20 protein-coding genes are annotated in these 22,104 nt (G+C 68.1%); 7 read left to right on the forward strand and 13 right to left on the reverse strand.

The genetic code is table 11. The features are described 5' to 3' along the window. Positions 1-173: 173 nt before the first annotated feature. The 3 genes from rpoD to BUQ68_RS07915 all read right to left on the reverse strand — a co-directional run bounded on the left by rpoD (position 174) and on the right by BUQ68_RS07915 (position 5,661). Entirely contained in the window at positions 174-2,156 is a 1,983-nt protein-coding gene (rpoD, locus tag BUQ68_RS07905; protein ID WP_075215507.1) for an RNA polymerase sigma factor RpoD, read from the reverse strand. Between the two features lie 503 nt (positions 2,157-2,659). Next, positions 2,660-4,633 carry a DNA primase gene (gene dnaG / locus BUQ68_RS07910; protein ID WP_075215385.1) on the reverse strand — a complete coding sequence of 658 codons (1,974 nt, stop codon included), beginning with the start codon at positions 4,631-4,633 and terminating at the stop codon, positions 2,660-2,662. Between the two features lie 83 nt (positions 4,634-4,716). Next, positions 4,717-5,661: an amidoligase family protein gene (locus BUQ68_RS07915; RefSeq protein WP_083656384.1), complete on the reverse strand. Its 945-nt coding sequence runs from the start codon at positions 5,659-5,661 to the stop codon at positions 4,717-4,719. A gap of 266 nt (positions 5,662-5,927) precedes the next feature. Between BUQ68_RS07915 and BUQ68_RS07920 the strand changes: the two genes are divergently transcribed. Further along, positions 5,928-6,428, forward strand: a complete 501-nt coding sequence (locus BUQ68_RS07920; protein WP_139315177.1) for a hypothetical protein — start codon at positions 5,928-5,930, stop codon at positions 6,426-6,428. Positions 6,429-6,467: 39 nt separating this feature from the next. Here BUQ68_RS07920 and BUQ68_RS07925 read toward each other — a convergent pair whose 3' ends face one another. The 3 genes from BUQ68_RS07925 to BUQ68_RS07935 form a co-directional block, all read right to left on the reverse strand. Continuing rightward, positions 6,468-6,737 carry a hypothetical protein gene (locus tag BUQ68_RS07925; protein WP_075215387.1) on the reverse strand — a complete coding sequence of 90 codons (270 nt, stop codon included), beginning with the start codon at positions 6,735-6,737 and terminating at the stop codon, positions 6,468-6,470. A 146-nt stretch (positions 6,738-6,883) separates the two neighbouring features. Further along, positions 6,884-7,234: a hypothetical protein gene (locus BUQ68_RS07930; RefSeq protein WP_075215388.1), complete on the reverse strand. Its 351-nt coding sequence runs from the start codon at positions 7,232-7,234 to the stop codon at positions 6,884-6,886. Positions 7,235-7,330: 96 nt separating this feature from the next. After that, positions 7,331-8,047 (reverse strand): GntR family transcriptional regulator, encoded by a 717-nt coding sequence (locus BUQ68_RS07935; RefSeq protein ID WP_075215389.1) that lies wholly within the window; start codon positions 8,045-8,047, stop codon positions 7,331-7,333. A gap of 276 nt (positions 8,048-8,323) precedes the next feature. Between BUQ68_RS07935 and BUQ68_RS07940 the strand changes: the two genes are divergently transcribed. The 6 genes from BUQ68_RS07940 (at position 8,324) to BUQ68_RS07965 (ending at position 14,362) form a co-directional block, all read left to right on the forward strand. Beyond that, the gene (locus BUQ68_RS07940) at positions 8,324-9,406 is read left to right on the forward strand and encodes an ABC transporter ATP-binding protein (protein WP_075215390.1); all 1,083 of its coding nucleotides are present in this window, start codon (positions 8,324-8,326) and stop codon (positions 9,404-9,406) included. Between the two features lie 128 nt (positions 9,407-9,534). Next, entirely contained in the window at positions 9,535-10,836 is a 1,302-nt protein-coding gene (locus BUQ68_RS07945) for an ABC transporter substrate-binding protein (RefSeq protein WP_075215391.1), read from the forward strand. Between the two features lie 197 nt (positions 10,837-11,033). Continuing rightward, complete coding sequence (locus tag BUQ68_RS07950; RefSeq protein WP_075215392.1) at positions 11,034-11,888, forward strand: ABC transporter permease; 855 nt, start codon at positions 11,034-11,036, stop codon at positions 11,886-11,888. Between the two features lie 5 nt (positions 11,889-11,893). Beyond that, positions 11,894-12,721, forward strand: a complete 828-nt coding sequence (locus BUQ68_RS07955; protein WP_075215393.1) for an ABC transporter permease — start codon at positions 11,894-11,896, stop codon at positions 12,719-12,721. Positions 12,722-12,770: 49 nt separating this feature from the next. Then, positions 12,771-13,502 (forward strand): aspartate/glutamate racemase family protein, encoded by a 732-nt coding sequence (locus BUQ68_RS07960; protein ID WP_175577762.1) that lies wholly within the window; start codon positions 12,771-12,773, stop codon positions 13,500-13,502. 14 nt (positions 13,503-13,516) lie between these two features. Continuing rightward, on the forward strand, positions 13,517-14,362 hold the full coding sequence (locus BUQ68_RS07965) for a GNAT family N-acetyltransferase (RefSeq protein WP_075215394.1): 846 nt from the start codon (positions 13,517-13,519) through the stop codon (positions 14,360-14,362). Positions 14,363-14,379: 17 nt separating this feature from the next. Here the strand turns inward: BUQ68_RS07965 and BUQ68_RS07970 are convergent, their stop codons facing one another. From BUQ68_RS07970 to BUQ68_RS08000, 7 genes are all read right to left on the reverse strand, one after another. Beyond that, complete coding sequence (locus tag BUQ68_RS07970; protein ID WP_075215395.1) at positions 14,380-15,216, reverse strand: DUF1206 domain-containing protein; 837 nt, start codon at positions 15,214-15,216, stop codon at positions 14,380-14,382. Positions 15,217-15,619: 403 nt separating this feature from the next. Continuing rightward, complete coding sequence (locus tag BUQ68_RS07975) at positions 15,620-17,353, reverse strand: ABC transporter substrate-binding protein (RefSeq protein ID WP_075215396.1); 1,734 nt, start codon at positions 17,351-17,353, stop codon at positions 15,620-15,622. 195 nt (positions 17,354-17,548) lie between these two features. Continuing rightward, on the reverse strand, positions 17,549-17,830 hold the full coding sequence (locus BUQ68_RS07980; protein WP_075215397.1) for a DUF2160 domain-containing protein: 282 nt from the start codon (positions 17,828-17,830) through the stop codon (positions 17,549-17,551). A 259-nt stretch (positions 17,831-18,089) separates the two neighbouring features. Then, on the reverse strand, positions 18,090-18,977 hold the full coding sequence (locus BUQ68_RS07985; protein WP_245293196.1) for a carbohydrate ABC transporter permease: 888 nt from the start codon (positions 18,975-18,977) through the stop codon (positions 18,090-18,092). An 11-nt stretch (positions 18,978-18,988) separates the two neighbouring features. Further along, positions 18,989-19,858, reverse strand: a complete 870-nt coding sequence (locus tag BUQ68_RS07990) for a carbohydrate ABC transporter permease (RefSeq protein ID WP_075215398.1) — start codon at positions 19,856-19,858, stop codon at positions 18,989-18,991. 3 nt (positions 19,859-19,861) lie between these two features. Beyond that, a complete protein-coding gene (locus tag BUQ68_RS07995; RefSeq protein ID WP_075215399.1) occupies positions 19,862-20,935 on the reverse strand; it encodes an ABC transporter ATP-binding protein in 1,074 nt (357 codons plus the stop codon). Between the two features lie 15 nt (positions 20,936-20,950). Next, positions 20,951-22,036: an ABC transporter ATP-binding protein gene (locus tag BUQ68_RS08000; protein ID WP_075215400.1), complete on the reverse strand. Its 1,086-nt coding sequence runs from the start codon at positions 22,034-22,036 to the stop codon at positions 20,951-20,953. Between the last annotated feature and the right edge of the window lie 68 nt (positions 22,037-22,104).

Genomic DNA, 22,104 nt, shown 5'->3' on the forward strand with positions numbered 1-22,104 from the left:
CGGCGGAGGTTGATCTCGACCGGGCTGAGGCCTTTGTGGGCGAACAAGAGGCCGGCGCCGTCCGGCCCACCGCCACTTCGGCGCCAACCAGCGGCCTGGCCGACCCTTTAAACGCAACGGGCGGTCGTCCAGAAGGATCGACCGCCCGCCGATGACCGTACCTCGCGGTCCGCTCAATTGTCGAGGAAGCTCCGGAGCTTGCGGCTGCGGCTCGGGTGCTTGAGCTTCCTCAGCGCCTTCGCCTCGATCTGGCGGATGCGCTCGCGCGTCACCGAGAACTGCTGGCCGACCTCTTCGAGGGTGTGGTCGGTGTTCATGCCAATGCCGAAGCGCATGCGGAGCACACGCTCCTCGCGCGGGGTGAGCGAGGCGAGAACGCGCGTGGTGGTTTCGCGCAAGTTCGACTGGATCGCCGCGTCGATCGGCAGGATGGCGTTCTTGTCCTCGATGAAGTCGCCGAGGTGGCTGTCCTCCTCGTCGCCGATGGGCGTTTCGAGGGAGATCGGCTCCTTGGCGATCTTGAGGACCTTGCGGACCTTTTCGAGCGGCATCGCCAGCTTCTCGGCCAGCTCCTCCGGGGTCGGCTCGCGGCCGATCTCGTGCAGCATCTGGCGCGAGGTGCGGACGATCTTGTTGATCGTCTCGATCATGTGCACCGGGATGCGGATCGTGCGCGCCTGGTCGGCGATCGAGCGGGTGATCGCCTGCCGGATCCACCAGGTGGCATAGGTGGAGAACTTGTAGCCGCGCCGGTACTCGAACTTGTCCACCGCCTTCATCAGGCCGATGTTGCCCTCCTGGATCAGGTCCAGGAACTGCAGGCCGCGGTTGGTGTACTTCTTGGCGATGGAGATGACGAGCCGAAGGTTCGCCTCCACCATCTCCTTCTTGGCCTGCCGTGCCTCCTTCTCGCCCTTCTGGACGAGGTGGACGATCTTGCGGAACTCGGTGATCTCCAGACCCGTCTCGGTGGCCAGATTCTGGATGGTCTGCCGGAGGTCGCGGATGTCCTCCTTCTCGCGGGCGACGAAGTCCTTCCAGCCGCGCGAGGAGAGTGACGCCACGCGCCGGATCCAGTTCGGGTCGAGCTCGGAGCCCTGGTACTGGCGCAGGAAGTCCTCGCGGCTGACGCCGTAGGATTCCGACAGGCGCAGCAGCTTGCCCTCGAGGCCCATCAGCTTCTTGTTGATGTCGTAGAGCTGCTCCACGAGGCTTTCGATGCGGGCCGCGTTGAGGGAGAGCGACTTCACGTCGTCCTGGATCTCTTCTTCGAGCTTCTTGTAGCGGCGCTCCTGGCTGGGCGAGAGCGTGGAGTTCTTCAGCCGGTTCTCCACGTGCTGGTCCTGCAGCCGACGCAGCTTCTTGTAGTTCTCGGCGATGCGGTCGAAGGTCTCCAGCACCTTCGGCTTCAGCTCGGCCTCCATGGCCGACAGCGAGATGTTGTTCTCCAGGTCCTCCTCGTCGCCAAGCTCGGGCGCGTCCTCGCCTTCGGCGCGCGGAGCGGCCGGCTCGGGCTCTTCCTCGGTCTCGCCCTCGCCGAGGCCCGGCACCGGCGCGCCGCGTCCGTCCGGACCGGCGTAGGTGGCTTCCAGGTCGATGATGTCGCGAAGGAGGATCTTGCCCTCGTTGAGCTCGTCCCGCCAGACGATGATGGCCTGGAAGGTGAGGGGGCTTTCGCAGAGACCGGCGATCATCGCCTCGCGGCCGGCCTCGATGCGCTTGGCGATGGCGATCTCGCCCTCGCGGGAGAGGAGTTCCACCGAACCCATCTCGCGCAGGTACATGCGCACCGGGTCGTCGGTGCGGTCGGCGGGTTCGCGGGCGGTGGTGGTGCGGGCGACGGCGGTGCCGGGGCTCTCGGTGAGCTCGTCGCTCTCGTCGGCGCCGGCCGGCTCCTCCTCGGCTTCCGCCTCCTCGTTGTCGACCACGTTGATGCCCATGTCGGACAGCATCGACATGGTGTCCTCGATCTGCTCGGAGGTGACCTCCTCGGAGGGCAGCACCTCGTTCAGCTCGTCATAGGTCACGTACCCGCGCTTCTTGGCGAGCTTGATCATGCGCTTGACGGCCGCATCCGAGAGGTCGAGAAGCGGGCTGTCCTGGCTCTCGGTGCCGGTGTCCTGCGCCTCTTCCGATTCGGTTGCCTTGGTCGCCATGGTGTTCTCCGCCGTCTGCCGCAAGCCTTCTGGCCTTCAGCGCCGCTGTGGTCGGGTTGGCCGGGCACCACGGCCCTTCCGCTCGCCCGACATGTCTGTCGTCATTCGACGCCTGCCGAATAGTTATCCGGCCGGGTCAGTTCCGGCATGCCCATCAATATTAGGGATCAAGCCCTTAAATCGCGCTTAACCCTTCCGGACCAACCCGTCGGGCCTCCTGGGCGGCCCTCGTCGGTAGGAAGCGCGACAACGCCTCAAGGCGTCGATCGCTGCTCGTCCGACAAACGGGCCGACCTTGCCGAGGTCGGTCTGGACACGGTCGTTCGATGCCGGAAAACCAAGTTGCCGGGACCGGACTGCTGTATGTAGCGACCGCGGACGAATGTGCAAGGGCGATTCGCGACGGCGCCTGGAACCGATCCCGTTTCCGCGCTGCCGGAAGGAGTCGGGCGCCGGTGCTCAATCCCGGCCTGATCTGACTTTCCATATGGTGCGCGCCCGCCTCATTGGAAGAGCACCGGCGCGGCTGCGTTTCCGCCGGTGGTGGCCCGCCGGATGGCCTTTGCCTCCTCGGCGAGTTCCTGTTCGCGGCGGGCGAGTTCCTCGCGCCGCCGGTTCAATTCGCGGGACAATTCCATCAGCCGCGCCACGGCGTCCTCGCCGGTTTCGGCACCGACGTTGGCCATGTCGTGCTCGATGTCGGCCGCAAGCGCCCTCAGCGACAGGCGCTCCAGCATCTGCTCGAAACAGCATTCCACGAAGGTCTGGCCCGGGTGGAACTTCAGGATGGGCAACCGCTCCCTGAGCCGATGGCCGCGCGGCAGCACGGCGCCGAAGTCGGTGCGGGTCTCGTCGCCGTGGACCTCGTTGAGGACGAAGTAGAAGCGCCCGTCGAGCCCCTCGTAGAAGCTCGCCACCGAGGTGCCGTCAAGGTCGACGGCGATCCGGTAGAGCGCGCGCTTGAAGTCCTCCAGCGCCTGGACGCGAAACTCGGTGACGGCCAACCGCTCGATGTGGGCCTCGTAGAGGTCCGGGTACTCCACGCAGAGCCCGAGCAGGACGCGCTCCACGGTGGCAAGTTCCGGGTCGTCCGGTGGTCGGATGTCTGCCGCGGTCGGGCCCGCAAGGGCGGTGCCTGGGGCGCCGGTGCCTTTGCCGAACCGGCCATCGCCGCCCCGGCCTTGCCGATCATGGGCCCAGAAGAGTTCGGAAAGCTTGACCCGGAGCGCCAGCCGGTAGCGGCGCGCCACCCGGTCGTCGCGGATCTGCCGGACGAGGTCCTCCATCCGGGCTTCCAGGGCGGCCTTGCGTTCGGGCGTGTCGATGCGGGCGCCGGCCACCTCCCGGTCCCAGAGCACCTCCGACAGGGGACGGGCACGGGCGAGTTCGGCAAGGAAACCGTCGGCACCCTGGCCGCGGACGAGGTCGTCCGGGTCCTTGCCGTCGGGCAGGAAACAGAAGTTGAACGAGAGGCCGGATTTCAGAAGCGGCAGGATGCGGTCGATCGCCCGGTGCGCGGCCGAAACGCCCGCCTTGTCGCCGTCGAAGCAGATCACCGGTTCTGGGGCGAAGCGCCAGAGCCGCTGGACGTGATCCTCCGTGAAGGCGGTGCCGAGGGCGGCCACCACGTTGCGGATGCCGGCCTGCCAGACGGCGATCACGTCCATGTAGCCTTCCGTCACCGTGATGGTGCCGGACTTGTGCGCCGCCTCCCGCCCCCGGTGGGCGTTGAAGAGCATGGTGCCCTTGCTGAAGACGGGCGTCTCCGGCGAATTCAGGTATTTCGGCTGCTGGTCCGCGTCGAGTACGCGGCCGCCGAAGGCCACCACGCGGCCGCGCTCGTCGTGGATGGGAATCATCACCCGGCCGCGGAACCAGTCGTAGGTGGGCCGGCCGTCCTCCGGCTTGCGCAGGAGCCCGGCGGCGAGCGCGACCTCCTCGCTGACGCCGTTCTGGACGAGGTGGCGCTTCAGGGCGTCGCGCTCGTCCGGCGCCCAGCCGATGCGGAAGTCGGCGACCGTTTTCGGGGTGAGGCTGCGCCGGGTGAGATAGTCGCGTGCGGGGCGGCCTTCCGGCGCGCGCAGCCGCGCCTCGAAGAATTTGGCGGCGATCTCGACCGCGCCGATCAGGTCCACCCGCACCGCCTCGCGCTCCCGGTCGCGCGGGTCGGGCCGGGGGAGGGCGACGCCGGCGGTCTCGGCCAGGCGCTCCACCGCTTCGGGAAAACTCAGGCCCTCGGTCTCGGTGAGGAACTTGAAATGGTCGCCGGAGGCGCCGCAGCCGAAGCAGTGGTAGATGCCGCGGCGGTCGTCGCAGTGGAAGGACGGGCTCTTCTCGTTGTGGAAGGGGCAGCAGGCCCAGAAGTCGCCCTTGGCCGGCTGGCTCTTCCGCTTGTCCCAGGTGACCTTGCGGGCGACCACCTCCGAGATGGGCAGGCGGTTGCGGATGTCGTCGAGGATGCTGGGTGGGAAGCGCATGAGAAGACACTAGTGGATCGGCCGTGCCGAATGAAGGCTCCCGCGCCCGTCGTCCCCGCTGACCACCGGCGGCGGCGACAGAATCAGGCCAAGGCGGCGGCGAGACGCCGGCGAACGGCCGGGTCGCCGAGCGCCTGCGCGAGCATGTCCGGATCGGCGGCCAGCCGCTCCACGGCCACCCACCGGTTCCAGGCGGCGGCCGGCGACCAGCCGGGTTCGCCGACGGCCGCGGCCGGCAGCCGGTAGTGAAGCACGGGACGGCGGCCGATCTTCTCGGTGGGAAGGGCCGCGCGGACCCGCTCCGGGTCCAGGTGGAGGAGGAGCGGGAGGAGGTCGAGGTCGCGCCGGCGGGTGGGGTTGTGGCGCACATAGTCGGCTAGAAGCGTCGCGGCATCCGGCCGGTAGGCCGGGTCGAGCACGAGGGCCTCGTAGGCGGGCGGAAACGGCGGGCGGGGGTCGAACCAGCCGGCCGGTCCGGCGCTTGCCCGCAAAGGCTCGGCGAGGATCAGATAGGCCCTCAGATAGGCCAGGATGGTGGTGGCGTCCGTCTGCGGCGGGTCGACGTTGAAGTGGAGGCCGTACGAGGCCGGTCCGACCGGGCGGGCACCGGCGGCCGCAAGGGCCCGGACGGCACGGTCCACGTCGGCCAGCCGGTCGAGGTCGAGCGGGCGGGTGACGAGTTCGCGCGGGACGATCCGGCTTGCCGCGTGGCCGAGGAGCGCGCCGATTCCGGGCGAGAGCCGCCCCTGCGGGGTGCCGGGATGCCGGGCAGGATGGGAAAGCCTCAGGTCGAGCTCCACGACAAGGTCGCCGATGTCGCTCCCGACAATGTGGAAGGCGTGCGGATCCTCCGCGGTCACCGTGCCACCGAGCGCGGCCACCAGGGCGTCAGCCGCGGCGGCAGCCGACAGGCGGCCGAACTCCACCTCGACGCCCACGCGGCGCGGGGTGCCGTCGGCCTTGCGAAGGCGCGGCGGCAGGGCATAGGCGGGCTCATGTCGAATCGAAGAGGCGATCTGGACTGTCATCACGTCTTGGAGCGGCTTCCACCGTGCGCGGCAGATACGTCCGGTGACCGCCGCGCGCGCTCTCCGGTGCCCCATGGCGCTTTCGCGACATCCCCGCACTATAAATCGGCGCCGGTGCCGAGCCTTTCAAGAGCGCGGCCGTGGCTGGGTGCCGGGCAGAGAAAAGAGCGGGCTGGACAGCGTTAGCGCGACCTTTGCTTGATCCAGCACAAGGCGGTCGGCGCTCAACCCATGAAGATTGGAAGATGCATTCCAGGGAGGGTCTGATGAGGGAAGATCTGGTCGCCAGCCTGCGGCTTCTTGCCCGGGCCGAGTCCGTCGTCGCGGCCGTGCAACTGCGGCGCTCCGGGCGGCGTCTGATGCTGGCCGGAGCGGCGGCGATAGCCGGCGTCGCCGGATGCGGCCTCATGCTGATGGCGGCTTATCTGCGCCTCGCCCCGGTTCTCGGAGCCGATGGGGCTGCGGCGGCGGTCGGCGCGGCGACGCTCGCCGTCTCGGCGCTCCTCGCCGGGATGGCGGCACGCTCCCGGCCTCCGGAGGGCGAGATGCTGGCGACAGAGATGCGCGACGCGGCGCTTGCCAAAGTGGAGGCCGACGCGCGCGCCCTGATGGCCGACGTGGGCGGATTGGCGGACAGCGTGCGGCTGTTCCGCCAGCGGCCCGCCGGTTCTGTCCAGGAGGCGCTCGACAGCGTGCTGCCGCACCTCGTGGTGCCGCTCGCGCGGTTGCTGCTGCGCCATCTGCGCAAGACGCCCGCTGCGGATTGAAGACACGCCGGCCCGGTCGGGGACCGGACCGGCGTGCCATCACCTCGGTGCCGTGTGGTGGACGGCAACGAAATGATGAAGCGCCAAGAACAACTTCGCCACGTGTTCGCGGTCACCCGCATCAAGGGCGGCGCGGATGTCGTCCTTAATCATGGTGCGGATCGCCTCGTAGCCGTTCGCCTCGTCGAGCAGGTACTGGCCAAGTACCGCGGCGGCGATCTCGGTGGCATTCTCATGCTCGGCGATCGCGGCGATCTCTTCCTCGGTGAGGTCGGAGAACCCGACGATGTCGTCCCGCGTGATGTTCATGGCTCTGTCCTCCGCCCACGGTTCTCCGGGGAGGACCGTCATAAGCGAGCCGTTATGCCATACTTATATCTGTCAGCTTTGGCATGAATCAAGGTGGAAACACCAATACAAGTATTCCCCTTGCCGAATATCCTCGATGATATCGATTACTGCTCGATCACCGGCGGTTCAGCCTGGGGATCTTGCGGCACGGCGGACGGCGGGATCACCGGCGTGGTGCCAGGCGTCGGATCCGGAGCGGGTGCCGTGATGTCGGGATCGATGCCGGTCGGCGGGCTGATCACGCCGCCGGTGGCACCCAACTGTTCGCTGAGGGTGTCGCACGTCTGCGGCTCGCCGGTGGCCTCGTCGGCGCACGCCTGTTCGGGCGGAGCCGGGATGGTGTTGGGGTCGTCGAGAGCCGGAGGCGCCGCGTCCGGCGTCTGGGCGGCAGCCACGCCGGCGGACGACAGAAGGCCGAGGGCCAGCAATGCCGGAACGAGAAGAGGTGTCGTCATGCGCGTGTCTCCTTGGCTCACCCCATCCCTTGGAAGGAAATGAGCGGGAGCCTGCACGCGTTCCCGTGAAAGTCGGTCGGGGGCCGGACGTCGCGATCAGCCGTCGGTGTCGAACACGATGTCCTTGAGGCTCGCTTCCTCGCCGGCCCGGTAGTCGAGGTCCGCCTCGATGTGGTCGATGTGATGGTGCATCAGGTCGGCGGCGGTGACGCCGTCGCGGCGGCGGAGGGCGTCGACGATGGAGCGGTGCTCGTCGCGCCCGCAACTCGACACGGTGGTGCGGCCATAAAGGGCGATCACCAGCGACGACCGGGAGATCAGTTCCTTCAGGAAGCGGGTGAGGAGGTCGTTGCCGGCGACCGTGGCGATCTTCAGGTGGAGATCGCCCGACGCGCGGATCTCGGCCCGCCGGGCACTCGGCCCGCGCGCCGCGCCCAGCGTCGCCTCGTCGCGAAGGTGCGCGTCGAGGAGCGCGAGGTCGGCGGCGGTCGCCCGGGTGGCGGCGGCGGCGGCAAGGCCGGGCTCCACCAGGCGGCGTGCGTGGAACACCTGCCGGGCTTCCTCGGGCGTCGGCCGGGACACGTAGGCGCCGCGGTTGCGCTCCAGCGTAACCACGCCGTCGAAGGCAAGGCCCTGGAGGGCCGCGCGCACCACGGTCCGGCTCGCCTTGAAGAGAGTGCCGACCTCGTCCTCCACCAGCTTGGTGCCGGGGGCGAGACGGTGGTCCACGATGGCGTCGTGCAGCGCTTCGCGAATGACGGCCGCGCGGTCGCCGACCTTCTGAGACACTCCGTCGTCCTGGATATCGTCCATCGCCACGCCAGGCGCCCCCGCCACCGCATCCTTTCATGGATAGCGCGGGGCCGGGCAAGGGCCAAGCCCATTCCAAAGGCACCATGCGGCCGCTGTTTGTATACAATCTGGCGTCAAATTGAACTCGGTTAGCTGAAAATTAAGGCGCCCTGGTTGGTAGCCCCTTTGGGAGGTGGCCGCACGCCACACGGAAAACGCCGCGAAACCGGCCGATCTTCGAGGACGGGGGATTTGGCACGGCGGTTGCTGAACGGGGAGCAGCAACGAGGATCGCCCATGTCCAAGGCCGCCGCCGTCGAACTTGCCGCCGTCACCAAGCGCTATGGGACCTCGGTCGCGGTCGACCGGATCAGCCTGAAGATCAAGGCCGGCACCTATTGTTGCCTGCTCGGTCCCTCCGGCTGCGGCAAGACCTCGACCCTGCGGATGATCGCCGGCCACGAGACCGTGTCGGACGGCGACATCCGGCTTGGCGACACGGTGGTGAACGACCTGCCGCCCGCCCGGCGCGGCACAGCCATGATGTTCCAGTCCTACGCGCTCTTCCCGCACCTCGACCTCGTCGACAACGTGGCCTTCTCGCTGAAGATGAAGGGCGTGGCGCGCGAGGAGCGGCGCGAGAAGGCGCTCGCCATGCTGGGTTTGATGGAGATGACGCCCTACGCTTCGCGCCGGCCGGCGCAGCTTTCCGGCGGGCAGCAGCAGCGGGTGGCGCTCGCCCGCGCGCTCATCACCGACCCGCAGGCGCTGCTCCTCGACGAACCGCTGTCGGCGCTCGATCCCTTCCTGAAGATCCGCATGCGGGCCGAGTTGAAGCGGCTGCAGGCGAGTCTCGGCATCACCTTCATCCACGTCACCCACAGCCAGGAGGAGGCGATGGCGCTTGCCGACCTCGCCGTGGTGATGAACGGCGGGCGCATCGAGCAGGCCGCCCACCCGCGCGACCTCTTCAATCGGCCGGCGACGCCCTTCGTGGCGCGCTTCCTCGGCGACCACAACGTGATCGAGGGCCGGGTGGCCGCGGTCGCGGACGGCCTGGTGCGCTTCGAGGTGCCGGGCGGCCCGACGCTCACGGCCCCGGCGATCGCCGGCACGGAGGCGGGCGCGCCGATCGCCGTCGCCGTGCGGACGGACAAGATCCGCCTCGGCGCCGCGCCGGACGGGCTCGGCTTCACCGGCCTCGTCTCCAACGTGGAGTATCGCGGATCCACCGTGCAGGTGGCCTTCGCCGTGCCGGGCATCGACGACTTCGCCGTCTCCCTCGACGAGGCGGACTTCTACCGCGCGCCGCTCGCCCTTGGCGATGCCGTGCCGCTGGTCTGGGCGCCGGAGCACGTGCACGTGCTCGGACATGCGTGAAGCGTGGCGGTGGCCGCTCGGCCGCCGTGGGACTGTCCGGCGCGGGTCTCCTGCCCCGACGGACGTGGTGAGGGGGTCTGTCGCCCGACCGGGCGCGTGACCGGGTTCAATGAGAATTGGGGACAGAAATGACCGAGAGCATCAAGACTGACACCGCCGCGGGCGTCTCCCGCCGCAGCCTGCTGAAGGGCGGCGCCGCCGCCGTCGGCCTCGCCGCCGGTTCGGGCGCGATCACGGGCTTCCCGACCATCTGGGCGCAGAACATCAAGGACGTGACGCTGCGCCAGATGGGCACCGGCGTGTCGAACATCAACGCCATCGCGGAGAAGTGCAAGGAAGACCTCGGCTTCACCTTGCAGATGACGGCGCTCGACAGCGACGCCGTCACCCAGCGCGCCGTGACGCAGCCGGACAGCTACGACATCGCCGACATCGAGTACTGGATCTGCAAGAAGGTCTTCCCGGCCGGCGTGATGCAGCCGCTCGACGTCTCCAAGATGAAGTATTTCGACAAGCTCGTGCCGCTGTTCGTCACCGGCAAGCTGACGCCGGAGAGCGCCATCGCCCAGGGCACGGCCCCGCACACGGTGGGCTTCGTGACGGGTCAGGACTCGGTGGAGTTCGCCAAGGAGCCGACCAACTGGCTCACCATGATCCCGACCATCTACAACGCCGACACCCTCGGTATCCGCCCGGACCTCGTCGGCCGGCCGATCACCAAGTGGGCCGACATCCTCGACCCGGCCTTCAAGGGCAAGACCTCGATCCTCAACATTCCGTCGATCGGCATCATGGATGCCGCGATGATCTGCGAGAGCGCCGGGATCGCCAAGTATGCCGACAAGGGCAACATGACCAAGGAAGAGATCGACACCACGATCAACTTCCTGATCGAGACCAAGAAGGCGGGCCAGTTCCGCGCCTTCTGGAAGTCCTTCGACGAGAGCGTGAACCTGATGGCCTCCGGCGAGGTCATCATCCAGTCCATGTGGTCGCCGGCCGTCGCCGCCGTGCGCTCCAAGGGCATCCCGTGCGTCTACCAGCCGCTCGAGGAAGGCTACCGTTCGTGGGGCGGCGGTCTCGGCATCGCCAAGGGCCTGTCGGGCCTCGAACTTGATGCCGCCTACGAGTACATCAACTGGTACATGTCCGGCTGGGTCGGCGCCTACCTCAACCGCCAGGGCTACTATTCGGCCTGCCTCGACACCGCCAAAGCCTTCATGGAGCCTTACGAGTGGGCCTTCTGGATGGAAGGCAAGCCGGCCGAGAAGGACATCCTCTCGCCGGAGGGCAAGGTGATGGAGAAGGCCGGCTCCGTGCGCGACGGCGGCTCGTTCTACGAGCGCATGGGCAAGGTCGCCTGCTGGAACTCGGTGATGGACGAGGACCGCTACATGGTCCGCAAGTGGAACGAGTTCATCGCGGCGTGATGGCGGTGGGGGGCGGTCGTCGATCGTGGCGGTTCCTCCCCCCACCCTGACCCTCCCCCTCAAGGGGGGAGGGGACGGCCGGCGGTTCAGGCGCTGCCCCGTCCAAGCTTGCGAGACTCCCTCCCCCCTCGAGGGGGAGGGCCGGGGTGGGGGTGACCCTCCGCCCACACCCAAGCCCCAGCCCGGACTCCCGCCCCATGACCTTCGCCCACCGCGTCGCGCCCTACCTGCAGGCCCTGCCGCTGACGCTGATCCTCGGCGTCTTCCTAGTGGTGCCGATCGCCGTGATCGTCATGGTGTCCTTCTGGGACTATGATTCCATCCGCATCTACCCGGACTTCGTGACGTTCAACTACGAGGAGACGCTGTTCTCCTTCGTCACCTGGAAGACCTATCTCAACACCTTGAAGTTCACCTTCATCGTGTGGGCGATCACGCTGTTCGTCGGGTTCTGGGTGGCCTATTTCCTCGCCTTCCATGTGCGGACGGCCACCATGCAGACGGTGCTCTTCCTCGTCTGCACCGTGCCTTTCCTCACCTCCAACATCATCCGCATGATCTCCTGGATCCCGTTCCTCGGTCGCAACGGGCTCCTCAACACCGCCCTGGTGGATGCCGGGATCGTGCCGGCGCCGTTGGAATTCCTGCTCTTTTCCGAGTTCGCCGTGGTGCTCGCCATGGTGCACCTCTACACGCTCTTCATGGTGACGCCGATCTTCAACACGCTGATGCGCATCGACCGCGCCCTGATCGAGGCGGCGCGGGACGCGGGCGCCAGCGGCTTCCAGATCCTCACCAACGTCATCCTGCCGCTCGCCAAGCCGGGCATCGCCATCGGGTCCATCTTCGTGGTGACCCTCGTGATGGGCGACTTCATCACCGTGCGCTTCATGTCCGGCGGCCAGTCGGCCTCGGTCGGGCTGATGATGGCCAACCAGATCTCGCTGCTGCAATACCCGGCCGCGGCGGCGAACGCGGTGGTTCTGCTCGTCGTCGTCCTGATGATCGTCGCCGCCATCGTGCGCGTCGTCGACATCCGCAAGGAGCTCTGACGCCCATGCCCTCCGAAACCCGCGGCTTCGGCTTCTACGTGCTGGCGGCCTTCTTCGTCCTCTTCGTGCTCTTCCTCTACGGGCCGCTCTCCACCATCCTGATCCTCTCCTTCCAAGGGCCGGACGGCGGGCTGACCTTCCCGATGAACGGGGTCTCCACCCGCTGGTTCGCGAACCTCTTCGAGACCCAGGCGGTCGGCGACTTCGGCGGCTCCTTCACCCGCTCCTTCCTGCTCGGCCTGATGGTGATGGCGACGACCGTGGTGGTCTCGCTCCTCGGCGGGCTCGCCTTCCGGCGGCGCTTCGTCGGCTCCACGGTGCTCTTCTACGTGACGATCGCGAGCCTCGTGGTGCCGTCCATCCTGGTGTCGCTCGGCATCGGCCTCCTCTTCCAGGTCACGGGCTTCCGGCCGGCCTGGTACTCGTCCGGCTTCGGCGCCCACCTCACCTGGACGCTGCCGTTCGGCCTCCTCATCATGTTCGCCGTGTTCAACCGTTTCTCGCCCGCCTACGAGGAGGCGGCGCGCGACCTCGGCGCGACGCCCTGGCAGACCTTCGCCCACGTGGTGCTGCCGATGATCACGCCGCCGCTGGTCGGCGTCGGCCTCTTCGGCTTCACGCTCTCCTATGACGAGTTCGCCCGCACGCTGATGACCTCCGGCAGCTTCAACACTCTGCCGCTGGAGATCTACGGCATGACCACCAATGTGACGACGCCGGTGCTCTACGCCCTCGGCACCGTCACCACGGCTTTCTCCTTCGCCATCATCCTGACGGCGCTGATCGCCATCACGATCATCAACCGTCGCCGGCTCACGGCCTCCGGCGCCTGACCCCTGGCGTCCGGCCACTGACGGGAAGCGCTTGCGCATCGGAATCCCCATGAAGATCCTCGTCGTCAATCCGAACACGACCGCCGCCATGACCGAGACGGCGGCCGGCGCCGCGCGCTCGGTCGCCGCCGCCGGCACCGTCATCGTGCCGGTGACCGCTGCCCACGGCCCGGCGTCCGTGGAGGGCTATTATGACGAGGCGTTCGCGGTGCCCGGCCTGATCGCCGCCATCCGGACAGGGGAGGCGGAGGGCGCCGACGCCGCCATCGTGGCCTGCTTCGACGACACCGGCCTCGACGCCGCCCGGGCCTTCGCCACCATCCCGGTGGTGGGCATCTGCGAGGCGGCGCTGCTCGTCGCCGGCCAGATCGCCAAGCGGATCAGCATCGTCACCACGCTGTCGCGCTCCATCGTGCCGATCGAGGATCTCGTCAGTCGATACGGCTACGCGGCCCGCGTGCGCGTGCGGGCGTCCGACGTGCCGGTGCTCGCGCTCGACGATCCGGCCTCGGGTGCGAGAGCCAAGCTCACCGCCGAGATCGAACGGGCCATCGCGGAGGACCGGGCGGAGGCGATCGTGCTCGGCTGCGCCGGCATGGCGGATCTTGCCCGCGACCTCACGCGCCACTACGGCCTGCCGGTGGTGGACGGGGTGGCGGCCGCCGTGAAGCAGGCGGAGGCGCTCATCGGCCTCGGCCTCACCACATCGAAGACCGGCACCTATGCGCCGCCGCCGCCAAAGGTCTATCAAGGGCTGCTCGCCGGCTTCGCGCCGGGCTGAACCGGAGACCTGCCATGCCGGATGCCCTGATCCGCCCGCTAACGGCGGACGACCTGGACCAGGCGGTCGCGTGGGCGGCGGCGGAGGGGTGGAACCCCGGCCTTGCCGACGCGCCGGTCTTCCGGGCCGCGGACCCGGACGGTTTCCTCGGAGTGTTCCTGCCGGACGACAGCCTCGCCGCCTCGATCTCGGTGGTGCGCTACGGCGACCGGTTCGGCTTCCTCGGCTTCTACATCGTGCGGCCGGACCTTCGGGGCCGCGGCTACGGCTGGCGGCTCTGGCAGGCCGGCATGGCGCACCTCGGTGAGCGCACCGTCGGCCTCGACGGGGTCGTCGCCCAGCAGGACGCCTACCGCCGCTCCGGCTTCGTCTTTGCCCACCGCAATGTGCGGTTCGGGGGGCCGCTGCCGGTCGCCGGTCCGCGCCATCCGGCCGTGATGGCGCCGGAAGGCGCGCTCGTCGACGCGGTGGTGGCCTATGACGCGGCGCTCTTTCCTGGCCCGCGGGCGGAGTTCGTGCGCAGTTGGGTGGCCGGCCCGTCGCGGCGGGCGCTCGCCTATGTGGAGGGTGGCGCGGTCAGGGGCTACGGGGTGATCCGCTCGTGCCGGGAGGGCGCCAAGATCGGGCCGCTCTTCGCCGACACGCCCGCCATTGCGGCGGCGCTCGCCTCTGGTCTCGCCGGGGTCGCGGCCGGCGGGCCGGTCTTCCTGGATCCGCCGGAGCCGAACGCCGCGGCTCTGGCGCTCGCGGCGGGGCTCGGCCTTCAGCCGGTGTTCGAGACGGCGCGCATGTACAAGGGACCGCCGCCATCTCTCGACCTCTCCCGCATCTACGGCATCACCACGTTCGAGCTTGGCTGAGGTTGAGAGATCTGCGGTCAGCCTATGCGGGCGGCATTCTTCAGGCGCGTGGCGCCGGGGATGTCCTGCGTATCCACGTCGATCCGCCGGTACGCCGCCTCGATGAAGCTGTAGACCGCGAAGGCGATCAGGCCGAGGCCGATCACGAGGAGGATCCAGGTGCCGGCCGGCATGGTGCGCACGATGTCCAGCACCTCCTTCAGGGTGGGCGGCTGCTCGCCTGTGTCGCTCGCCGTCCAAGCCCGGATCGCCATCAGCCCGCCGATGATGAAGAAGACGACGCCGCGCGCGATAAGGCCTGCCCGGGCGATCGGCCGGATCCGGTCGCGCGTGTCCGCGTCGGCCTTCAGGTAGCGCTCGTAGGTGCAGCGGACCGCCTTCACCCCATGCGCGACGGCGACGCCGATGAAGACTGCGGCGAGCAGCCCGGCCACGACCCGGCCGCCGAGGAAGCCGACCGCCTGCCGCTGCAGGTCCGCCGCGGTTCCGCCGTCCCCACCGCCACCGCCGGCCAACGCCATGCCGAGTGCGGCGCCTGCGGCAGTGAGCGCCAGACCGGTGTAGGTGACGGCGGTGACGAGGAAGCCCGCCCGGATGGCGAGGCCCTTCGCGCCGGTGCCGAAGTGATCCGGATCGGCGGTCGCCTGGATGAAGCGCCAGATGGCGTAGCCGATCAGGCCGAGCGCCAGCACGCCGATGAGGATGGTGCCGAACGGACCGCCGAACACGACCGAAAGCGCGTCGTCCGTGTCTTTGGTCGCGCCGCTGCCGATGGCGGCCAGCACGGCGAAATAGCCCACGATGGCGTAGACCACGCCCCGGGCCGCATAGCCCCCGCGCGCCAGCATTTCCATGACGTCCTCCCGCTCCCGTGCCGCCGCGGCGGCTTGGTGGGTGAACGGATCCGGGGAGGCGATGTTCCGGCGGGGGGTGTTGGCGGAGGGGCGACATCTCGGCTGGCTTGATTGTTCGCCGCTCGGAAACGTGGCCGATTGCCTTCACGCTCGCTCGCGAACCGTCACCCCGGCGAACGCCGGGGTCCAGCCGACGGTGATATCTCCCGCACCGGCGAGGATGACGCGCCGGACGGTTGGATCCCGGCGTTCGCCGGGATGACAGTTGGTGGGTGGACGGTGGAGGTTGGGGGCTGCGCGGTCGTGGCGGAGGGGGCGGCTCGACCGCGCCGCGGAAATGCGAAACGGCCGGCTTCTTTCGAAGCCGGCCGTCCTCAGTCAAGGGTTCGAACGGACCGTCAGGTCAGTTGGACTTCGCGTCGGCCCAGCTCTTGACGAGCTCGTCGTAGTTGACGGTCATCGGCTGGGGCTTCTCGTTCTCCAGCTTGGGCTGCGGCGCCAGGGTGCCGTTCGCCTTGGCCTGCTCGACCCAGTACTCCAGGCTCTGCTCTTCGTTGAGCTTGGGGCCGATGTCGCCCTGGACGCCAGCGCGTTCCAGACGGGCGAGCACCTTCTCCTGCTCCTCGCAGAGGCTGTCCATGGCTTCCTGGGCGGACTTGGCGCCCGAGGACGCGTCACCGATCGCCTGCCACCACAGCTGCGCGAGCTTCGGGTAGTCCGGCACGTTGGTGCCGGTCGGCGACCACTGCACGCGGGCCGGCGAGCGGTAGAACTCCACGAGGCCGCCGAGCTTCGGCGCGCGCTCGGTGAAGCTCTCGTGGCGGATGGTCGACTCGCGGATGAAGGTGAGGCCGACGTGGCTCTTCTTCACGTCCACTGTCTTCGACGTCACGAACTGGGCGTAAAGCCAGGCGGCCTTGGCCCGATCGGCCGGGGTCGACTTCAGGAGCGTCCAGGAGCCGGCGTCCTGATAGCCGAGCTTCATGCCGTCCTGCCAGTAGGCGCCCTTCGGCGAGGGAGCCATGCGCCAGCGCGGCGTGCCGTCGTCGTTCATCACCGGCAGGCCTTCCTTGACCATGTCGGCGGTGAAGGCCGTGTACCAGAACATCTGCTGGGCCACCGCCCCCTGCGCCGGCACCGGGCCGGATTCGGAGAAGGTCATGCCCTGGGCTTCCGGCGGGGCATACTTGCCGAGCCAGTCCAGGTACTTGGTGATCGAGTAGACGGCCGCCGGGCCGTTGGTGTCGCCGCCGCGGGCGACGCACGAGCCGACCGGCTGGGACTTCTCGTTGACGCGGATGCCCCACTCGTCGACCGGCAGGCCGTTCGGCAGGCCCTTGTCGCCGTTGCCCGCCATGGAGAGCCAGGCGTCGGTGAAGCGCCAGCCGAGCGACGGGTCCTTCTTGCCATAGTCCATATGGCCGTAGACCTTCTTGCCGTCGATCTCGCGGCCGGTGAAGAACTCGGCGATGTCCTCGTAGGCCGACCAGTTCACCGGCACGCCGAGGTCGTAGCCATACTTGGCCTTGAAGTCCGCCTTGTTCTTCTCGTCGTTGAACCAGTCATACCGGAACCAGTAGAGGTTCGCGAACTGCTGGTCGGGCAGCTGGTAGAGCTTGCCGTCCGGCGCGGTGGTGAAGGACTTGCCGACGAAGTCGTCGATGTCGAGGCCCGGATTGGTGACGTCGGCGCCTTCGCCCGCCATCCAGTCGGTCAGGTTGCGGGCCTGCTGGTAGCGCCAGTGGGTGCCGATCAGGTCCGAGTCGTTGATGTAGGCGTCGTAGACGTTCTCGCCCGACTGCATCTGCGTCTGCAGCTTCTCCACGACGTCGCCTTCGCCGATGAGATCATGGGTGATGTTGATCCCGGTGATCTCGGCGAAAGCCTTGGCGAGGGTCTTGGCCTCGTACTCGTGGGTGGTGATCGTCTCCGACACCACCTTGATGTCCATGCCCTTGAAGGGCTCGGCGGCCTTGATGAACCACTCCATCTCGGCCAGCTGCTCCTCCTTGGAGAGGGCGGAGGGCTGGAACTCGCTGTCGATCCACCGCTTGGCCGCTTCCACGTCCGCAAAGGCGGGGGACGCGAAAGACATGACGACCGCGGCGGCTGCCGTGGTCATGAGAAAGTTGCGCATGCACTGTCCTCCCAGTTGTGCCCGATTGATCTCGGGCCTTCCACACCGCGGGGCGCGTTCCGTTGAAGGATCCGGTCCCGCATGTCCCAAGCGCCGCGTCGTGACCGGCACCTCCCGCCGGACGGCCGCCGCGGCGGCCTGAAATGTCTGGCCGGATTGAAATCCGGCGAAAATCCTGCGATCGGCGGCCCCGGCTCAGACGAACCGGAACACCGCGACCGCGTAGACGACCGAGATCACCGTCGCCCACCAGAGCTCCATGTCGGTGAAGCCGAGCCAGGCGAGATGGATGAAGGCGGCGCCGAGCAGCGAGATGAACAGCCGGTCGCCGCGCGTTGTCTCGAAGCGCAGGACGCCCACCCGCGGGCTGCCGCCCGGCACCGCGTATTCCCACACGCCCATGCCGGCGATCATCGTGAAGATGGCGATGAAGAAGAGCGCGGTCGGCCAAGTCCAGGCCATCCAGGAGAGGTCCATCATCGTGCTCCGGTTGGGTGGAGTGGGGTGGGGGCGGTGAGGTGTCGGTGGGCGCTGGCGGTTCCACCCCTCACCCCAACCCTCTCCCTCAAGGGGAGAGGGGGCACCGCAAAGGTTCGGGTGCAATCGCGGACACCCGCGCTACGCTTGCCGCCAACCGACTCCCTCTCCCCTTGAGGGAGAGGGTTGGGGAGAGGGGTGAACCTCCTCCCCAGAAGAAAAGCGAATCTCCGCCCTTCGGCGCAATCCCCGCCCGCCATCACACCCTCCCCAGGGCAAAGCCCTTGGCGATGTAGTTGCGGACGAACCAGATCACGAGCGCGCCGGGGATGATGGTGAGCACGCCGGCCGCCGCGAGCACGCCCCAGTCGAGGCCGGAGGCGGAGACGGTGCGGGTCATGGTGGCGGCGATGGGCTTGGCGTCGGTGGTGGTGAGCGTGCGGGCGATGAGGAGCTCGACCCACGAGAACATGAAGCAGAAGAAGGCGGCGACACCGATGCCGGAGGCGATCAGCGGCATGAAGATCTTCACGAAGAACTTCGGGAAGGAATAGCCGTCGATGTAGGCGGTCTCGTCGATCTCCTTCGGCACGCCGGACATGAAGCCTTCCAGGATCCACACCGCGAGCGGCACGTTGAAGAGGCAGTGCGCGATGGCGACGGCGATGTGGGTGTCGATCAGGCCGAAGCCCGAGTAGAGCTGGAAGAAAGGCAGCACGAACACCGCCGGCGGCGCCATACGGTTGGTGAGCAGCCAGAAGAACAGGTGCTTGTCGCCGAGGAAGCGATAGCGCGAGAAGGCGTAGGCGGCCGGCAGCGCCACCGACACGGATATCACCGTGTTCAGCGCCACGTAGGTCATGGAGTTGATGTAGCCGTTGTACCAGGACGGATCCGTCAGGATCACGACATAGTTCTGGACGGTGAAGTTCTGCGGCCAGAGCGAGAAGACCGACAGGATCTCCTGCGTGGTCTTGAAGCTCATGTTGACGAGCCAGTAGATCGGCAACAGCAGGAAGATGATGTAGAGCGTCGGCACCAGCCAGGTATAGCGGCTGCGCTGGCTGCTGCGGACCGCCCCGATGGTGACCGGGCGGGTCTTCGTCTCGGCGCCGGTGCGCGGCAGGGTGGAGGCGTCGGTGGTCATGGAGGTGGCCCTCAGCGCCGCTCTTCGCCCGCCTGGGTCATCACGGTGTAGAAGACCCAGGAGAGGAGGAGGATGATCAGGAAGTAGATGATCGACATGGCGGCCGCGGGTCCGAGGTCGAACTGGCCGACCGCCATCTTGACGAGATCGATGGAGAGGAAGGTCGTGGAATTGCCCGGACCGCCACCGGTGACCACGAAGGGCTCGGTGTAGATCATGAAGCTGTCCATGAAGCGCAGGAGCACGGCGATCAGCAGTACCCGCTGCATCTTCGGCAGCTGGATGTGGCGGAACACCGACCACTTGGACGCGCCGTCGATGCGCGCCGCCTGATAGTAGGCGTCCGGGATGGAGACGAGGCCGGCATAGCAGAGGAGCACGACGAGGCTCGTCCAGTGCCAGACGTCCATCAGGATCACGGTCACCCAGGCGTCGATCGGGTCCTGGGTGTAGTTGTAGTCGATCCCGAGCGCGGTGACCGAGCGGCCGAGGAGACCGATGTCCACCCGGCCGAACACCTGCCAGATGGTGCCGACCACGTTCCACGGAATGAGCAGCGGCAGCGCCATCAGGACGAGGCAGACCGGCACGCCGATGCCCTTCTTGGGCATGGTGAGCGCGATGGCGATGCCGAGCGGGATCTCGATGGCCAGGATGATGGCCGAGAACATCAGGTTGCGCCAGAGCGCCTGGTGGAAGCGGTCGGAGGTCAGGGTCTCCTTGAACCACTCGGTGCCGGCCCAGAAGAACTCGTTGTTGCCGAACGTGTCCTGCACCGAATAGTTGACCACGGTCATCAGCGGGATGACCGCCGAGAAGGCGACCAGCACCAGAACCGGCAGCACCATGAACCAGGCCTTGTTGTTCCAGGTCTTGTCCATGGCTCAGGCCTCCGGCTCGACGATGTGGCTGTCGGCGTAGATGTTGACGCCGGCGGGCTCGAACACCGCCCGGGGCGCGCTCGGAATGGCGACGCCCTCCTTGACGACGGCGTTGAGCTCCAGGTCGCCGAGCTGCGCCCGGACGATGCGGTAGCGGCCGACGTCCTCGATGCCAGTGACGACGATGGGCACGCCCTCCCGGCCGTCGACGAGGCGCACGAACTCCGGCCGGACGCCGAGCTCCACCTTGCCGGCGGGGCGGCGGTAGGCGCGCGGCAGCGGCACCGCGTGGCCGCCGACCCGGGCCTCGCGGCCGGCCACCTCGGCCGGCAGCACGTTCATGCCCGGCGATCCGATAAAATAGCCGACGAAGGTGTGGCGCGGCCGCTCGAACAGCTCGCCCGGCGTGCCGATCTGCACCACCTCGCCGTCGTACATCACCACCACCTTGTCGGCGAAGGTCAGCGCCTCGGTCTGGTCGTGGGTCACGTAGATCATGGTGAAGCCGAACCGCTTGTGCAGCAGCTTCAGCTGCGAACGCAGCTGCCACTTCATGTGCGGGTCGATCACCGTCAGCGGCTCGTCGAAGAGGATGGCGTTGACGTCCTGGCGGACGAGGCCGCGGCCGAGCGAGATCTTCTGCTTCTGGTCGGCGGTGAGGCCGCGGGCGCGCTGGGTCAGCTTGTCGGTAAGGCCGATCATCTCGGCCGTCTCGCGCACCGCCGCGTCCACCCGCGCCTCCGGAACATGGCGGTTGCGGAGCGGGAAGGCGAGATTGTCGTAGACGGTCATGGTGTCGTAGATGACCGGGAACTGGAACACCTGGGCGATGTTGCGCGCCTCGGTCGGCATCCGCGTCACGTCCGTGCCGCCGAACAGGATGCGGCCCTTGGACGGCACCAGAAGTCCTGAGATCACGTTGAGAAGGGTTGTCTTGCCGCAACCGGAAGGGCCGAGCAGCGCGTAGGCGCCGCCGTCGTCCCAGGTGTGGTGCACCTCCTTCAGGGCGAAGTCCGACGGCTTGGTCGGGTTCGGCCGGTAGGCGTGGGCGATGTGGTCGAGGTCGATGCGGGCCATGGCTTTTTCAGAACCTCACGCGGCCTGGAGGGCGCGCGGCGCGGCGGCAAGCCGGCCGGCGGCGTCGAACACGAACAGGCGGTCCGGGTCCACGTGCACGGTGATGCGGTCATCCACGTCGAAGTTGCGCACCCCGTGGGCGAGCGCCACCCAGCGGGCGTCGGCGACGTCCACATGGACGAAGCTCTCCGAGCCGGTGATCTCGGTCACCGCCACCCGGGCGGGCAGGCTGACCGCCGCCCCGCCCGGCGCGTCGAGGAAGAGGTGGTGCGGCCGGAAGCCGATGGTGTAGCGCCCGTCCGGCAGGCCGAGGTCGTCCGCCGGCACCGGGACGGTGAGCCCGTGCGCATGGCCGAACAGGGCGCCGCGCTTTTCCACCGCCAGGGTGTTCAGCGGCGGGTCGGAGAAGGTCTCGGCGGTGATGAGGTCCACCGGCCGGTTGAACACGTCGATGGTGCGGCCGAACTGGGTGACGCGGCCGAGCGACAGGGTTGCCGTGTTGCCGCCGAGGAGGAGGGCCTCGGTCGGTTCGGTAGTGGCGTAGACGAAGATCGCCCCGGTGGCGGCGAAGATCTTCGGCAGTTCGGCGCGCAATTCTTCGCGGAGCTTGTAGTCGAGGTTGGCGAGCGGCTCGTCGAGGAGCACGAGGCCGGCGCCCTTGACGATGGCGCGGGCGAGCGCGGTGCGCTGCTGCTGCCCGCCGGAAAGCTCCAGCGGCGTCTTCTTCAGGTGGTCGGTGAGCCGCAGGAGTTCGGCGGCCTTGCGCACCTCCCGGTCCACCGTCGCCTTGTCGGCGCCCTTCACCCGCATCGGGGAGGCGATGTTCTCGTAGACGCTGAGGGTCGGGTAGTTGATGAACTGCTGGTACACCATGGCGACGTTGCGCTTCTGCACCGGCACGCCCACCACCGACGCCCCGTCGATCCGGATGTCGCCGCGCGTCGGCCGGTCGAGCCCGGCAATCAGCCGCATGAGGCTCGTCTTGCCCGACAGCGTCGGGCCGAGCAGCACGTTGATCGACCCCTTCGACAGCGTCATGGAGACGCCCTCGATATGGGTGTCAGCGCCCACCACCTTGGTGACGTCGACGAGTTCCAGCATTGTCCTCCCCTTGTCCGGACATCGGCCTCCTCCTCGAGGCGCGGGTCCGGTCTTGTTCTTCGATCCTC

The organism is Mongoliimonas terrestris (genome assembly GCF_001927285.1).
Lineage (GTDB): Bacteria > Pseudomonadota > Alphaproteobacteria > Rhizobiales > Pleomorphomonadaceae > Chthonobacter > Chthonobacter terrestris.

What these genes read in the sequence shown, in the direction of transcription:
- rpoD (WP_075215507.1), bottom strand. Translation starts at nt 2,156, where the DNA reads ATGGCGACCAAGGCAACCGAATCGGAAGAGGCGCAGGACACCGGCACC.
- dnaG (WP_075215385.1), bottom strand. Translation starts at nt 4,633, where the DNA reads ATGCGCTTCCCACCCAGCATCCTCGACGACATCCGCAACCGCCTGCCC.
- BUQ68_RS07915 (WP_083656384.1), bottom strand. Translation starts at nt 5,661, where the DNA reads ATGACAGTCCAGATCGCCTCTTCGATTCGACATGAGCCCGCCTATGCC.
- BUQ68_RS07920 (WP_139315177.1), top strand. Translation starts at nt 5,928, where the DNA reads ATGAGGGAAGATCTGGTCGCCAGCCTGCGGCTTCTTGCCCGGGCCGAG.
- BUQ68_RS07925 (WP_075215387.1), bottom strand. Translation starts at nt 6,737, where the DNA reads ATGAACATCACGCGGGACGACATCGTCGGGTTCTCCGACCTCACCGAG.
- BUQ68_RS07930 (WP_075215388.1), bottom strand. Translation starts at nt 7,234, where the DNA reads ATGACGACACCTCTTCTCGTTCCGGCATTGCTGGCCCTCGGCCTTCTG.
- BUQ68_RS07935 (WP_075215389.1), bottom strand. Translation starts at nt 8,047, where the DNA reads ATGGACGATATCCAGGACGACGGAGTGTCTCAGAAGGTCGGCGACCGC.
- BUQ68_RS07940 (WP_075215390.1), top strand. Translation starts at nt 8,324, where the DNA reads ATGTCCAAGGCCGCCGCCGTCGAACTTGCCGCCGTCACCAAGCGCTAT.
- BUQ68_RS07945 (WP_075215391.1), top strand. Translation starts at nt 9,535, where the DNA reads ATGACCGAGAGCATCAAGACTGACACCGCCGCGGGCGTCTCCCGCCGC.
- BUQ68_RS07950 (WP_075215392.1), top strand. Translation starts at nt 11,034, where the DNA reads ATGACCTTCGCCCACCGCGTCGCGCCCTACCTGCAGGCCCTGCCGCTG.
- BUQ68_RS07955 (WP_075215393.1), top strand. Translation starts at nt 11,894, where the DNA reads ATGCCCTCCGAAACCCGCGGCTTCGGCTTCTACGTGCTGGCGGCCTTC.
- BUQ68_RS07960 (WP_175577762.1), top strand. Translation starts at nt 12,771, where the DNA reads ATGAAGATCCTCGTCGTCAATCCGAACACGACCGCCGCCATGACCGAG.
- BUQ68_RS07965 (WP_075215394.1), top strand. Translation starts at nt 13,517, where the DNA reads ATGCCGGATGCCCTGATCCGCCCGCTAACGGCGGACGACCTGGACCAG.
- BUQ68_RS07970 (WP_075215395.1), bottom strand. Translation starts at nt 15,216, where the DNA reads ATGGAAATGCTGGCGCGCGGGGGCTATGCGGCCCGGGGCGTGGTCTAC.
- BUQ68_RS07975 (WP_075215396.1), bottom strand. Translation starts at nt 17,353, where the DNA reads ATGCGCAACTTTCTCATGACCACGGCAGCCGCCGCGGTCGTCATGTCT.
- BUQ68_RS07980 (WP_075215397.1), bottom strand. Translation starts at nt 17,830, where the DNA reads ATGGACCTCTCCTGGATGGCCTGGACTTGGCCGACCGCGCTCTTCTTC.
- BUQ68_RS07985 (WP_245293196.1), bottom strand. Translation starts at nt 18,977, where the DNA reads ATGACCACCGACGCCTCCACCCTGCCGCGCACCGGCGCCGAGACGAAG.
- BUQ68_RS07990 (WP_075215398.1), bottom strand. Translation starts at nt 19,858, where the DNA reads ATGGACAAGACCTGGAACAACAAGGCCTGGTTCATGGTGCTGCCGGTT.
- BUQ68_RS07995 (WP_075215399.1), bottom strand. Translation starts at nt 20,935, where the DNA reads ATGGCCCGCATCGACCTCGACCACATCGCCCACGCCTACCGGCCGAAC.
- BUQ68_RS08000 (WP_075215400.1), bottom strand. Translation starts at nt 22,036, where the DNA reads ATGCTGGAACTCGTCGACGTCACCAAGGTGGTGGGCGCTGACACCCAT.